This window comes from Siccirubricoccus soli (genome assembly GCF_024178315.1).
GTDB lineage: Bacteria > Pseudomonadota > Alphaproteobacteria > Acetobacterales > Acetobacteraceae > Siccirubricoccus > Siccirubricoccus soli.
On the sequence record NZ_JAMZIK010000076.1, the window covers coordinates 51,313 to 64,679 of the forward strand.

General features: G+C 69.9%; 13 protein-coding genes. All 13 read right to left on the bottom strand.

Annotated features, from left to right (window positions below; translation table 11 throughout):
• Window positions 1-154 precede the first annotated feature (154 nt).
• Complete coding sequence (locus NJ376_RS12905; protein WP_252953678.1) at window positions 155-997, bottom strand: calcium-binding protein; 843 nt, start codon at window positions 995-997, stop codon at window positions 155-157.
• A 200-nt stretch (window positions 998-1,197) separates the two neighbouring features.
• Window positions 1,198-2,346 (bottom strand): ABC transporter ATP-binding protein, encoded by a 1,149-nt coding sequence (locus NJ376_RS12910; protein ID WP_252953679.1) that lies wholly within the window; start codon window positions 2,344-2,346, stop codon window positions 1,198-1,200.
• Window positions 2,343-3,326, bottom strand: coding sequence for an ABC transporter ATP-binding protein (locus NJ376_RS12915; protein WP_252953680.1), 984 nt, complete (start codon window positions 3,324-3,326; stop codon window positions 2,343-2,345). Before NJ376_RS12915 ends, NJ376_RS12910 begins: the two co-directional genes overlap by 4 nt.
• Window positions 3,326-4,429, bottom strand: coding sequence for an amidohydrolase family protein (locus NJ376_RS12920; protein WP_252953681.1), 1,104 nt, complete (start codon window positions 4,427-4,429; stop codon window positions 3,326-3,328). The genes NJ376_RS12915 and NJ376_RS12920 overlap by 1 nt, the downstream gene beginning before the upstream one ends.
• Window positions 4,414-4,758 carry a hypothetical protein gene (locus tag NJ376_RS12925; RefSeq protein WP_252953682.1) on the bottom strand — a complete coding sequence of 115 codons (345 nt, stop codon included), beginning with the start codon at window positions 4,756-4,758 and terminating at the stop codon, window positions 4,414-4,416. The genes NJ376_RS12920 and NJ376_RS12925 overlap by 16 nt, the downstream gene beginning before the upstream one ends.
• A gap of 59 nt (window positions 4,759-4,817) precedes the next feature.
• Window positions 4,818-6,398 carry an ABC transporter substrate-binding protein gene (locus NJ376_RS12930; RefSeq protein WP_252953683.1) on the bottom strand — a complete coding sequence of 527 codons (1,581 nt, stop codon included), beginning with the start codon at window positions 6,396-6,398 and terminating at the stop codon, window positions 4,818-4,820.
• Between the two features lie 84 nt (window positions 6,399-6,482).
• Window positions 6,483-7,364 (bottom strand): ABC transporter permease, encoded by an 882-nt coding sequence (locus NJ376_RS12935; protein WP_252953684.1) that lies wholly within the window; start codon window positions 7,362-7,364, stop codon window positions 6,483-6,485.
• Window positions 7,361-8,302, bottom strand: a complete 942-nt coding sequence (locus NJ376_RS12940) for an ABC transporter permease (protein ID WP_252953685.1) — start codon at window positions 8,300-8,302, stop codon at window positions 7,361-7,363. Before NJ376_RS12940 ends, NJ376_RS12935 begins: the two co-directional genes overlap by 4 nt.
• Before the next feature lie 12 nt (window positions 8,303-8,314).
• A complete protein-coding gene (locus NJ376_RS12945) occupies window positions 8,315-9,988 on the bottom strand; it encodes an amidohydrolase (protein ID WP_252953686.1) in 1,674 nt (557 codons plus the stop codon).
• Entirely contained in the window at window positions 9,985-10,770 is a 786-nt protein-coding gene (locus NJ376_RS12950) for a class II aldolase/adducin family protein (RefSeq protein WP_252953687.1), read from the bottom strand. Before NJ376_RS12950 ends, NJ376_RS12945 begins: the two co-directional genes overlap by 4 nt.
• A gap of 52 nt (window positions 10,771-10,822) precedes the next feature.
• The gene (locus tag NJ376_RS12955; RefSeq protein WP_252953688.1) at window positions 10,823-11,611 is read right to left on the bottom strand and encodes an ABC transporter permease; all 789 of its coding nucleotides are present in this window, start codon (window positions 11,609-11,611) and stop codon (window positions 10,823-10,825) included.
• 64 nt (window positions 11,612-11,675) lie between these two features.
• Window positions 11,676-12,566 (bottom strand): ABC transporter permease, encoded by an 891-nt coding sequence (locus NJ376_RS12960; protein WP_252953689.1) that lies wholly within the window; start codon window positions 12,564-12,566, stop codon window positions 11,676-11,678.
• Window positions 12,563-13,367, bottom strand: an 805-nt coding sequence (locus NJ376_RS12965; RefSeq protein ID WP_252953690.1) for an ABC transporter ATP-binding protein, incomplete at its 5' end; no start/stop codon positions are given. The genes NJ376_RS12960 and NJ376_RS12965, both read right to left, overlap by 4 nt.

The window sequence follows — 13,367 nt, forward strand, 5'->3', positions numbered from 1 at the left end:
TCGGCGCCAGGCAGGCTCGGCGTCCGGCAGGCGTTTCGCCGGAGGATAGGCGGGCCGCGTCGGTTCCGCCAGGGTACCCGCGGCGCGGGAGCCATCCCGCGCCCGCATCGTGCAATGCGAATTGCCGGCAGGCGCGATGCGCCGGACGCCGGGATCAGGCGGTGAAGTTCAGCCCGGCAGTGAGCTCGGCAAGGGTCTTGGTGCCGTCGGCGAGGCGGATATAGCCCTCCTGTGCCGCGCGGTAGTTGCGGATGGTCAGGCTGTCATTCGTGTCATGGATCCGCAGCACGAGGTCGTTGCCCTCCTGCGCGACCAGCAGCCGCGATTCCTCCACCCCGGCCATCAGCAGGCCGAGCGGGCCGTCGGCGGTCTCCACCGTGTCATTGCCGTCGTCAAAGCCGAAATTGACCAGCAGGCTGCCGCCGGTGGAGGTGATGCTGTCATTCCCGGTGCCGCCGCGGACCAGGGCATTGCCGTTGACGGTGATGGTGTCATCCCCCTCCCCGGTGCTGACCAGGGCGGCAAGGCCGCCCGCGGGATCGGCCGGGGCGGTCGGGTCCCCGGCCAGCACCGCATCATTCCCCTCCCCCGTGCGGACCGAGCCGAAGTAGCCGGAGGAAACGCCTGGGCCGGGATCGGCCCCGCCCTGCAGGATCGCGGCGAGACGGTTGAGGGTGGCGTCCGCCATATCCGGCCCACGCCGGGTGACCTCGATGGTCGGGCCGGAGCCATCGCCGCTGACCACCACCGGGCCGAGCTGAGCGGCGAGGCTCATGATCTGGTCGGCGGAGGTGGCGGTGCCCTTGGCGGCATCCAGCGCGGCGGTCAGGGAGAGCAGGAGCTGGGCCTGGGAGGAGAGGTAGAGCGTGTCCTGCCCAGCGCTGCTGTCGGTGCCGGTGCCGCCGCCCGAGCCGCCGCTGCTGCCATTGCCGCGCAGCGAGGAGAGCAGGACGCCGACATAGGCGGCGGCGCCACTGCCGGAGACGCTGGACACCATCTCTTCACCATTCTGGAGGGCCTTGGACGGCGCCAGGATGGACCCGGCCGGATGAAGGCGCGGCTAAAGGCATTCCCGCAAGAGCGCTGCGCGGCTTCGTGCAGGCCCCGGATCGCTGGAACTCCGCACCGACTGCCACGACGCCCCCTCGGAAGGGCAGCAGCTACGGCACCTCTGACGGAACCGGCTGCCGCCTGGGGTCAGCCGCCGCGCCGGCCAGCGGCAAAGAGCGCCAGGCGTTGCGCCGCACGCGGGCTGAGCCCCCCGCCCACCGCCATATCCGCCGGCGGCAGGGTGGCGGCGAAGTGGCAGGCGGCCAGATGGCCGGGCGCCACCTCCAGCGCCGGCGGCTCCTGCTGCCGGCAGATCTCCGCCGCATGCGGGCAGCGGGTGTGGAAGCGGCAGCCGGGCGGGATGGCCATGGGGCTGGGCACGTCGCCGCCGAGCGGCGTCACCTTGCCGCGCCGGCCGGGATCGGGGTGCGGAATGGCGGCGAGCAGCGCCCGCGTATAGGGGTGGCGCGGCGCGGCGAAGAGGGCGCGCTTCTCCGCGATCTCCACGATCCGGCCGAGATACATGACGGCGACGCGATCCGCCATGTGCTTCACCACGGCGAGGTCATGCGCGATGAAGAGATAGGCGAGGCCGAAGCGCGCCTGCAGCTCCTTCAGCAGGTTCACCACCTGGGCCTGGATGGAGACGTCGAGGGCGGAGACCGGCTCGTCGCACACCACCAGCTCCGGCTGCACCGCCAGCGCCCGGGCGATGCCGATGCGCTGGCGCTGGCCGCCACTGAACTCATGCGGGTAGCGGTCGGCGTGATAGGCGGCGAGGCCGACCAGGCCGAGCAATTCGCGCACGCGCGCGGCACGGGTGGCGGCATTGCCGATGCCGTGCACCACCATCGGCTCGGCAATGGCGTCGCCCACCGAGAGGCGCGGGTTCAGCGAGGCATAGGGGTCCTGGAAGATGATCTGGGCTCGGCGGCGCAGGCGGCGCAGCGCGGCGCCGGAGAGGCGAGTGATGTCCTCGCCCTCGATCGCGATATGGCCCGCGCTGGGCTCGATGAGGCGCAGGACGAGGCGCGCCGTGGTGGATTTGCCGCAGCCGGATTCGCCGACCAGCGCCAGGGTCTCGCCACGGTTGAGAGTGAAGGAGACGCCATCGACGGCGCGCACCGTGCCGACCTGCCGGGCGAGGATCAGGCCGCGGCGGACGGGGTAGTGCTTGGCGAGGTCCTGCACGGCCAGGAGCGGGGCCTCGCCTACAGGCTTGGGTGCTGCCGCCTGGGCTCCGCCCTCCCCTGCCTGGCGGGAAAGCTCTGGGATGGAGGTTCCAGCATTGCTCATGCCGCCACCGCCTGCTCTACCGGCGCCCGGATGCAGGCCGCGTAGTGACCTTCCGCCAGTTCATGCAGCGGCGGCATCGCCGCCTCGCAGGCCTTCACCGCGAAAGGACAGCGCGGCGCGAAGCGGCAGCCTGGCGGCAGGGCGAAGGGCGGCGGCACCGTACCCTCGATGGCCAGCAGCTTCTCCCGCTCCTCATCCAGCCGCGGGATGGAGCCGAGCAGGCCAAGGGTATAGGGGTGCTGCGGGTCCTCGAAGATCGCCCGCGCCGGCGCCTGTTCCACCACGCGGCCGGCATACATCACCGCCACCTCATCGGCCATCTCGGCCACCACGCCGAGATCATGGGTGATGAGGATGATGCTCATCCCCGTCTCCGCCTGCAGCTCCCGCAGCAGGTCCAGGATCTGCGCCTGCACCGTCACGTCCAGCGCGGTGGTGGGCTCGTCCGCGATCAGCAGCTTCGGCCGGCAGGCCAGCGCCATGGCGATCATCACCCGCTGTCGCATGCCGCCGGAGAGCTGGTGCGGATACTCGTCCAGCCGCCGCTCCGGCGCCGGGATGCGGACGCGGCGCAGCGCCTCGATGGCGCGGTCGCGCAGGTCGCGCGCGCCCGGCTCATGCGCCTGCATCGCCTCGATGATCTGGTCGCCGATGGCGTGCACCGGGTTGAGGCTCGTCATCGGTTCCTGGAAGATCATCGCCACCTGGCCGCCGCGCACGTCGCGCATCTCGGCCGGCGAGAGGGTGAGCAGGTTCCGTCCCTCCAGCTTCACGCTGCCGGCCGCGATGCGCCCCGGCCGCGGCACCAGCCGCATGACGGAGAGTGAGAGCATGGATTTGCCGCAGCCGCTCTCCCCTACGATGCCGAGGGTGCGGCCGCGCGGCACGGCGAGGGAGACGCCATCCACCGCCGCCACCTCGCCCGAGGGGGTGCGGAAGACGGTGCGAAGGCCGTCGATGGCGAGGAGTGGCGCTTGCATCAGGCCCAGCGGAAGGTGGAGGGGGAGATCTGCTCCGCCGTGCGGTGGTTCCAGTCCCGCTCCGGCACGCGGTCTGCGACGCGCTGCTGCGCTTCATGCAGATGCGCGGCGGCGGCGCGGTAATCCATGGTCAGCACCTCGCCATGCTCGACCACCTTGGTGCCATCCACATAGACGGCCTTCAGCGCCCGGTCGCCCGCGGCGTAGATCAGGCTGCGCAGCGGGTCGCGGGCCGGGCGCATCATCGGGTGGGTGATGTCCACCAGCACGAAATCGGCCCGGCAGCCGGCGGCAAGCCGGCCGATATCGTCGCGGCCCAGCGCCTTCGCGCCGCCGATGGTCGCTGCCTCGAACAGCTCCGTCGTCGTCAGGCTGCGCGGGTCGGTCGCCTGGGTGCGGGCGAGATAGGCGGCGAGCCGCATCTCATCCAGCATGTTGTGCGGATAGGTGTCCGTGCCGAGGCCCATATTGACCCCATGCCGCTTGTAGCGGCCGAGATGCTTCAGGGTGATGCCGCGCCGGGCGAAGACAGTGGGGCAATGCGCCACGGTGGTGCCGGTCTCCGCCAGCACATCCAGGTCGCGCCTGGTGTGCCAGGGCGTGCTGGGATGGTCATCGAGGAAGATGCCATGGCCAATGATGCTGCGTTCCGAGAGCAGCCCCTGCTCATGCAGCCAGCCGATGGGCGTGAAGCCATGGCGGCGGGTGATCTCATGGAATTCCGAGACGGATTGCGCGGCGTGGATCTGCCAGGAGACGCCGCGGCGCCTCGCCTCGTCGAAGCTGTCCTTCAGCAGCTCGGGCGTGCAGGTATCGATCTGCGCCGGCACCACCATGCCGAAGAGGCGGCCGCTCTCATGCTGCTCGGCGCGCTCGATCAGAGTCATCGCCTCGGCGAAGGCCTTCTGGCCGGCCCCCTCGTCCCATTCATACTCCACCACATGGCCGTTCTTCGTGAACCAGCGGGCGGAGCGGAACATCGGCGCGATGCAGACGCGCATGCCGCTCTCGCCCAGCAGGTCCAGCCAGCCGGGATGCGCCATGGAGAGGTCGGCGACGGTGGTGACACCGGAGAGCAGCAGCTCGCTCAGCGCGACGCGCACGCAGCTCGGCACTGCCTCCGCATCGCGCGGAAGATGGGCAGGTATTCGTAGAGGGAGGAGTTGTAGAGGCCGGGCGTGCCCACCTCATCGGTGAACCCCTTGTTCATGGGCTCGCTGGAGGGATGGGAATGAATGTTGACCAGCCCGGGCATGACCATGAGACCGCGCCCGGAAATGGTCTCGTCAGCCTTCCCGGCATAGGCGCCGCCGATATGCAGCAGCTGCCCGCCCTCGAAGGCGATGTCCACATCCGTGGCATAGACATGCTGCTTCGCGGCGGCGTCCCAGAGGATGGCGACCTCGGCGCCCTTGATCAGCGTGATGCTCATTCCCATCCCCTGTTGCCGTTGCCGGCCGGGACGCAGTCGCCCCGGCCGGTGCCGTGCCGCTAGCGCGTCAGCCGGATGTCCAGCCCCTTGTACAGCGCGACGCCATAGATGCCATGCGCCCGCACGCCTTCCGTGCGCTGCGAGGCCGCCACCCAGATCTGCTCCCGCGCCAGCGGCAGCCAGACATTGTTCTCCGCCACGATGCGCTGCGCCTGCGCGATCGCCGCCGCACGCGCCGCCGGGTCCAGCGCCACCTTGGCCTGGGTCAGCGCCTCATCCGTCGCCGGGTCGTTCCAGTTCATCCGGTTCGGCGTCGGGCGGTTGCGGCTGTCGAAGTAGAGCGAGAAGGCGTCCGTCGCCGTCACATAGGGATAGGACATGGTGAAGGCGTCGAATTCCTGCGTCGCCAGCTTGCCCCAGCCCACCGTCGCGTCCCAGAGCTGGATGCGCATCTCGATGCCGATCCGGCGAAGGTCAGCCTGGATGGCTTCCAGATATTGGCGCGAGGTCTGGGTGTTGATGGCATAGGTGAGGAAGCTGGCGCGCTGGCCACCCTTCACCCGCACATTGTCCGGCCCCATGCGCCAGCCGGCCTCGTCCAGCGTGCGCCGCGCCGCCTCGGGGTCGTAGCCCGGCACCAGCTTCGCCGCCTCCGCATCATAGCCCGCGGTGTTGGGGTTGAGATAGGAGGTCGCGGGCTGCGCCGTGCCGAACCACACCGCCTGCACGATGGCGCTGCGGTTGACCGCCTGGTTGATGGCGCGGCGGATCGCCGGGTCGCTCACCACCGGCTTGTCCACCTTGAAGCCCAGGAAGTAGTCCCAGAAGTAGTTCTCCTGGGTGGACATGCGCACCGTCGGCACGTTGCGGAGCTGGTTGATGGCGACGTTCGGGATGTACTGCGTGGCGTCCGCCTGGCCGGTCTGCAACGCGGCGAGGCGGGTCTGGCTTTCCGGCACCACGCGCCAGATCACCCGCTCCACCTGCGGGCTCGGGTTGCGGTAGATGGGCGGGCCCCAGCGGTAATTCGGGTGGCGCTGCAGGACAAGTTCCTGCCGCGGCGTCCAGCTCACCCAGCAATAGGGCCCGGTGCCGTTGAAGCCCTGCACGCCGAAATTCTGGCCGAGCTTCTCGACCGTTGCCTGGTCCACGATGGAGGCGAAGAACAGGGAGAGCTGGTAGAGCAGCTCGCCATAGGGCTCCGTCAGCTCATACTCCACCGTGTAGTCGTCCTTGGCCCGCACCTCCTTCACCGGGCCGGCGCGCCAGCGCACCGGGCTGCGGGTGGCGGGGTCCAGCCAGCGATTGATGGTGTAGACCACATCGCGGGCGGTGAAGGGCTTGCCGTCGCAGAAGGTGACGTCGCGGCGGAGATGAAAAGTGTAGAGCCGGCCATCCTCCGAGACATCCCAGCGCTCGGCGAGGCCGGGCCGCACGGTCTTCATGTCCCAGTCGAGCGAGACGAGGGTGTCGCTCATCATGTAGAGGCTCTCGCCGGCAGAACGCGCGGTGGAGCGCGGCGGGTCATAATTGTCGGCGTCGATCTCGCGCAGCACCACCAGCGTGTTCCGCGGCGCGGGCTGCGCATGCGCGGTGCCGGCCGCCAGGGCCAGCAGCGCGGCGTAAGCAAGCTTTCTCATCCCCAACCTCCCGACAGGCGAGAGGGGCGCCGCCCCTCTCGCGCTCACCCCGCCAAGGGCCGAAGGGCCCTTGGAACCCATGAGTCAGACGCGCAGGCGTGGGTCCAGCGCATCGCGCAACGCGTCGCCCAGCACATTGAAGGCCAGCACCACGAAGAAGATCAGTACGCAGGGAATCACCGCGATATGCGGTGCGAAGAACAGGAAATTGCGGCCCTCGCTGGCCATGGCGCCGAGCTCCGCCGTAGGCGGCTGCGCCCCTAGGCCAAGAAAGCTCAGCGCCGAACCCAGCAGGATCACCTGGCCGAAGCGCAAGGTGGCGAAGACGAAGATAGCGCTCAGGCAGTTGGGGGCCAGGTGACGCCAGATCAGGCGCGCATCGCTCATGCCGATGGCGCGCGCCGCCTCGATATAGTCCAGCCGCATCACCACCAGCGCGCTGCCGCGGACGATGCGGGCCATCAGCGGCACGGTGGAGATGGACAGCGCCAGCACCACGGAGAAGATGCCGGGGCCGAAGATGGCGGCGATGGCCAGCCCCACCAGGATGGCGGGGAAGGACAGCATCATGTCCATCAGCCGCATGATCGGCCCGTCCAGCCAGCGCTGGTAGAAGGCGGCGAGGAAGCCGAGCAGCGCCCCCGCCGCGCCGCCCGCGCCCGTCGCCACCACGCCCATCAGCAGCGAGACGCGCAAGCCGTAGAGCAGCCGGGTGATCATGTCCCGCCCCTGGGAATCCGCCCCCAGCGGCAGGCCGGGTGAGCCCGGCGGCTGCATGCTGCGGGCCAGATCGTTGTCGAAGGGGTCGCTCGGCGCCAGCACCGGCGCCAGCACCGCGACGGCGATAACCAGCACCACGAAGGCCAGCGCCAGCGCCGCCGCCGGGTCCTTCAGCAGCCGCGCCAGCAGCCCGGCCCGCTTCGGCGGCACCGCCTCCGCCGTGTTCGGCACGGTGGTCGCGCTCATGCCGCGCGCATCCGCGGATCGAGTCCGGCATAGAGCACATCGACCAGCAGGTTCACCAGGATGAAGCCGGCAGACAGCACGATGATGGTCCCCTGCGCCATAGGCAGGTCGGAGGAGAGGATGGCGCCCACCGCCAGCCGCCCGACGCCCGGCCAGGAGAACACCGTCTCCGTCACCACCGCCCCGCCCAGCAGGAAGCCGATCTGCAGACCGATCAAAGTCACCACGGGGATCAGCGCGTTGCGCAGCGCGTGCCGCAGCACCACCAGCCGCTCCGTCAGCCCCTTGGCGCGCGCCGTGCGGACATGGTCGGCGGAGAGCACGTCCAGCACCGCCGTCCGCGTCATCCGCGCCACCGGCCCGACGAAGACGCCGCCCAGCGTCAGCGCCGGCAGGATGATGGCCTGCAGCCCCTCCCATTCCCAGAGCGGCCCGACGCGCCCGGTGAAGGGCAGCAGCTGCCATTTGAATCCGACGAACCAGATCAGCAGCAGGCCGAGGAAGAAGACCGGCACAGACACGCCCGCGACGCTGAAGGCCATGATGATGCGGTCCGCAATCGAGCCGCGCCAGTAGGCCGCGAAAGTGCCCATGGCGATGCCGAGCGGGATCGCCCAGATCAGGCTCGCTGCCATCAGCTCCAGGGTCGGGCCGATGGTGGCGCCCAGCTCCTGGCTCACCGGCACGTTGTTGATGATGGAGACGCCGAGATCGCCCTGCGCCAGCCGCCAGAGATAGCGGCCGAACTGGACATAGAGCGGCTGGTCGAGGCCGAGATCGCGGCGGATCGCCTCCACCACATCCGGCGTGGCACTGGGCCCGGCGCGGACCTGGGCGGCATCGGTCGGCACCACCTGCATCAGCAGGAAGCCAATCAGCAGCACCCCGAACAGCACGGGAATGGCGAGCAACAGGCGGTGCAGGCTGTGACGCAGCATGGGTCCGGACCGCTAGCCTGCAGTCGCCCGGGGGGCGTGAATTGCCGGCTCCATCGGGGCCAGGTCCAGCGCCGTCAGTTCGCCATGGCGGTCGAAGATCGGCCGCCCGTCCCGCAGGGTGAGGTCCGCCCGGGTGCCCAGGATCTCCTCCGGCGCGCCGGCGAGGACGTCGCGCGACAGCACCGCCAGATCGGCCAGCATCCCCGGCTCCAGCGCGCCGCGGCGGTCCTCGGCGAATTGCGTATAGGCGCCGCACCATGTCTGGCAGTGGATGGCTTCCGCCACGCTCAGCCTCTCCTCCGGCCCCAGCACCGTGCCGCGATTGGTCCGCCGCGTCACCATGGTGAAGAGGTTCACGAAGGGATCGACGGTGGAGACCGGGCAATCCGAGGAGGCCGCCGGGTGGTGCCCCTCCTCCAGCCAGGTCTTCATCGGATAGGCGTGGGCGCTGCGCTCCGGCCCCAGATTGGTGACGTAGAGGTCGCCGAACTCATACATGAAGACCGGCTGCGGCACCGGCAGGATGCCCCGCGCCCGCATCCGCCGCCGCTGGTCCCGGGTGACGAAGCCGCAATGCTCGATCCGGTGGCGGCGGCCGCCGAAGGGATGCTCCGGCGTGTCCGCCGCCTCCATCGCCTGCAGCACCTGTTCGATCGCGGCATCGCCGATGGCATGGATGTCGAGCTGCCAGCCCTGCTCATGGTAGCGCTTCAGCAGGGCGTGCATCGTCTCGTCGGGGAAGGTGAAGACGCCTCGCGTCGGCGCCGGCAGATAGGGGTCGAAGAAGGCGGCGGTCAGGCCGCCGGCGCTGCCATCGGCGAAGACCTTCACCGCGCCCCAGCGGAGGCCATCATCGCCCTGCATCGGGCGCAGCCCCTGCTCCCAGGCGGCCTGGGCGATATCCTCCGGATTGCCGCCCAGCACCTGCCACATGCGGAGCGGCAGCCGGCCTTCCGCCTGGGCCTTCCGATAGGCCGGGATTTCGGCGAGGCCGGCGACGGCGCCGACATACATGTCGGTGGCGCTGGCGAAGCCGTAGCTGGCGAGCTTGCCGCAAGCGAGCTCGATCGCCTCGATCATCACCGCCTCGGACGCGACCGGCATCGCCCCTTTCACCAGCCGCATGGCGCGTTCCTGGATCAGCCCGGTCAGCGCCCCGCCGCGCCGCTCGATGACGCCGCCCTCAGGGTCCGGCGTGTTGTGGCCGATGCCGGCGGCGGCAAGGGCGGCGCTGTTGGCGACGCCCATATGGCCGCAGGTCCGCGTGATCCAGACCGGGTTGTTCGGCGCCGCCGCGTCCAGTTCCGCCGCCGTCGGGTGGCGGCCGACATCCAGCGCCGCATGGTCATAGCCGCGGCCCAGGATCCAAGCGCCCTTCGGCGCCTTCGCCGCCGCAGCCTTGATCCGGCTGAGCGCCGCATCCAGCGTCGTCACCTCCTCCGGCCGCAGATTCACCTGCGCCAGGCCAATTCCATAGGGCAGCAGGTGCATATGCGCCTCGTTGAAGGCGGGGATCGCCACCCGCTCCCCCAGGGCCAGGCGCTGCGTGCCCGGGCCGGCAAGATGCACCACCTCCTCCAGGCTGCCGACCGCGAGCACACGCCCGTCCCGGATGGCGAGGGCCTCCGCGAAGCCCCCCGCCAGGCCACGGAAGACGCGCCCTTCGATCAGCAGCTCGGCGGTCAAGAACGGTAGTCCGGCTTGTCGTTCTCGATCAGCCGCAGCGCCGCGCCCCAGGCGAATTCCTTGCCGGAGGATGCGCTCGGCGTATGGAATTGCTCCGCGGTGTGGCGGCGCACCTCCTCCGGCGGGAAGACCAGCTCGCCGCCGCCGGCCAGCGCCGCCACCTGGGCGGAGCAGGCGCGCTCCAGGTAGTAGAGCTCGTGATAGGCCTCGCCCGCCGTCGGGCCGCAGACCAGCAGGCCGTGGTTGCGCAGGATCATGGCGTTGTGGCTGCCGAGGTCCTTGGTCAGCCGCACCCGCTCATCCTCGTCCAGCGCGATGCCCTCATAGTCGTGGTAGGCGAGGTGGCCGTAGAATTTCAGCGCGTGCTGGCTGATCGGCAGCAGCCCGTGCTTCTGGGCGGCGACGGCCATGCCGTCCCTGGTGTGGGTGTGGATGACGAAATGCGCATCCTCCCGCGCCATGTGCACGGCGGAATGGATGACGAAGCCGGCGGCGTTCACCAGGGCGCTCCGCCCGTCCCAGCCCTCCGGCTCCTCCACCGGGTTGCCGTTGACGTCGATCTTCACCAGGTCGCTGGCGCGCATCTCATGGTGCATGACGCCGTAGCGGTTGAGCAGGAAATGGTGCTCCGGCCCCGGCACCCGGGCGCTGATATGGGTGTAGATCCAGTCGGTCCAGCGGTGATGGGCGCAGAGACGGTAGAGGGCCGCAAGGTCGCAGCGGATCTGCCATTCCTCCTGCGACCAGCCATGGCGCGAGGCGGGCGGGGATGCGACGTTCATGTTTCACGTCTCCTTCCGGAACACGGATGGTCGTCCGGCTTCCAGGGGTACGTCAACCGCTTCTCCGCGTCCGGAGGGCGCCGTCCAGCGCCAGCAGCAGCACGGTGAAGACGATCAGCAGCACCGCGACCGCCGCCATGGTAGGGTCCAGGTTCTCGTTGATGCCGTCCCAGATCTTCCGCGGCAGGGTGAAGACCTGCCGGCTGGCGATGAACAGCACCATCACCAGCTCATCCCAGGAATGGATGAAGGCGAAGATGGCGCCGCTGGCGATGCCCGGCATGATCCGGGGCAGGATCACCCAGCGCAGGGTCTGGGAGAGGCTGGCCCCCATCCCCCGCGCCGCCTGTTCCAGCCGCGGGTCGAAGGCGGCAAGCGCGGTGGAGACGGTGATGATGACATAGGGGATGCCCGTCACCCCATGCGCCAGGGTGACGCCGAGGAATCGGTCCAGCAGGTCCAGCTTGCCGAAATAGCGATAGAGGCCGATGGCGTAGACGATGCTGGGGATGATGAGCGGCAGCAGCATCAGCGCCCGGACCAGCTCCGTGCTGCGCCGGCCGAGCCGCCAGCAGCCGATGGCGCAGAGCGTCCCCGCCGCCACCGCCAGGGTGGTGGAGGCCAGGGCGATCCAGAAGCTCTGCCAGATCGCGCCCAGCCAGGCCTCCGAGCCGAGGAGGTTGGCGTAATATCGCAGGCTCAGCCCCTGCTGCGGCAGGGAGAGGTAGCGCTGGTCGGTCAGCGAGACCGGGATGACGATGGTGATCGGCAGGATGAGGTAGAGCACCGTCACCCAGGCGATGCCCTTCGCAAAGGGTCCTGCGGGGTAGCCGCCATTCATCGCGGCGCTCCCCCAGGCTGCGCCGGCCCGTCGCTGTAAGCGCCGCTCCGCTCCCCGGCCGGCATCACGCCCCTCCCCCGAACAGCCGCTTGAGGTTCACCACGCGGGAGAAGATCGCCAGGGTCACCAGGATGGCGACCACCAGCACCGTCGCCAGCATGGCCCCGAGGCCCCAGCGGATGAGGTCGAGGATCTGCAGCTTGATCCACTCGGCCGCCATCAGCGTCTTGCCGCCGCCGAGGATGGCGGGCGTGATGTAGAAGCCCAGCGAGAAGATGAAGACCAGCACCCCCGCCGCCACCAGGCCGGGCGCCGAAAGCGGCAGGAAGACCCGGCGGAAGGCGGTGAAGCGGGAGGCACCGAGCCCCCGCGCCGCGGCCAGCAGCCGCGGGTCGATCTCCCGCATGGAGGCCAGCATGGGCAGCACGGCATAGGGCACCATGTAGTGCACCATGCCGACGACGATGCCGAACTCGTTCCAGACCAGGCGCAGCGGCTCCTCGATCACGCCGATTCCCATCAGCCCCTCATTCACCAGCCCCTGGCGCCGCAGCAGCGTGACCCAGGCGAAGGCGCGGACGAGGACGGAGATCCAGAGCGGCACCAGCACCGCCAGCAGCCACCAGCGCTGCGCCCGCGGCGAGGCCAGCGCCATCACATAGGAGAGCGCATAGCCGAGCGCCAGCGACACCGCCGTGGTGATGATGCAGATGCGCAGCGTGGTCTCGATGACGTTCTGCACGCCCATCGAGGTGAAGAGCCGCTCGTAATTGTCGAGGCCAGGCCGCGGCTCGGTGAAGGAGATGAGCAGCACCTGCAGGATCGGTGCCAGGTAGAACACCGTCATCAGCAGGAAGGCGGGCAGGATCAGCCCCCACCAGCCGGCATTGCGGAAGCGCGGCAGGCTGGGGGCCGGGGCGGCGACGGATAACGCGGGCGCGGCGGCGCTGCTCATGCGGCCCCCTCATCCTCCAACACCGGCACCGCCGCATCGGCGCTCCAGCCCAGTCGCACGGGCAACCCCTCCGCCGGCGCGATCGGCGCCTTCCAGGCCGGCAGGGCGACGCGGATCTCCCCCAGATCCGCCGTGCGAACGGAAAGCGAGAAGCCGGCGCCAAGATAGGCCCAGGCAGCGATCTCGCCGCTCACCACATTCTCCGCTGCGTCGGACTCGCCCAGCAGCGCGATCTTCTCCGGTCGCAGGGAGAGCAGGGCCGGCGCGCCGATGGCCGGGCGCGGCCCCGCCCCCGCCGCCTGCACCAGTCGCGTGCCGCCCGCCTGCAGCGCCATGCCGCCCGGCGTCACCTCCCGGACCGTGCCCTGCAGGAAGTTGGACTTGCCAAGGAAGTCAGCGACGAAGCGGGTGCGTGGCGCCTCGTAGAGCGTGATCGGCCGGCCCATCTGCACCAGCCTGCCATGGTTCAGGATGGCGATATGGTCGGAGAGGGAGAGCGCCTCCTCCTGGTCATGCGTCACATTGACGAAGGTGCGGCCGACACGGCGGTGCAGCGCCTTCAGCTCTTCCTGCAGCTCCGCCCGCAGCTTCTTGTCCAGCGCCGAAAGCGGCTCATCCAGCAGCAGCAGCGCCGGGTCGAACACCAGCGCCCGCGCCAGCGCCACGCGCTGCTGCTGCCCGCCGGAAAGCTGGGAGGGCTTGCGCTCCGCGAAGCGGTCGAGCTGGACAAGGTCCAGCGCCGCCCGCACCTTGGCATCGCGCTCCGCCTTGCCCATGGCGCGCACCCGCAGCGGGAAGGCG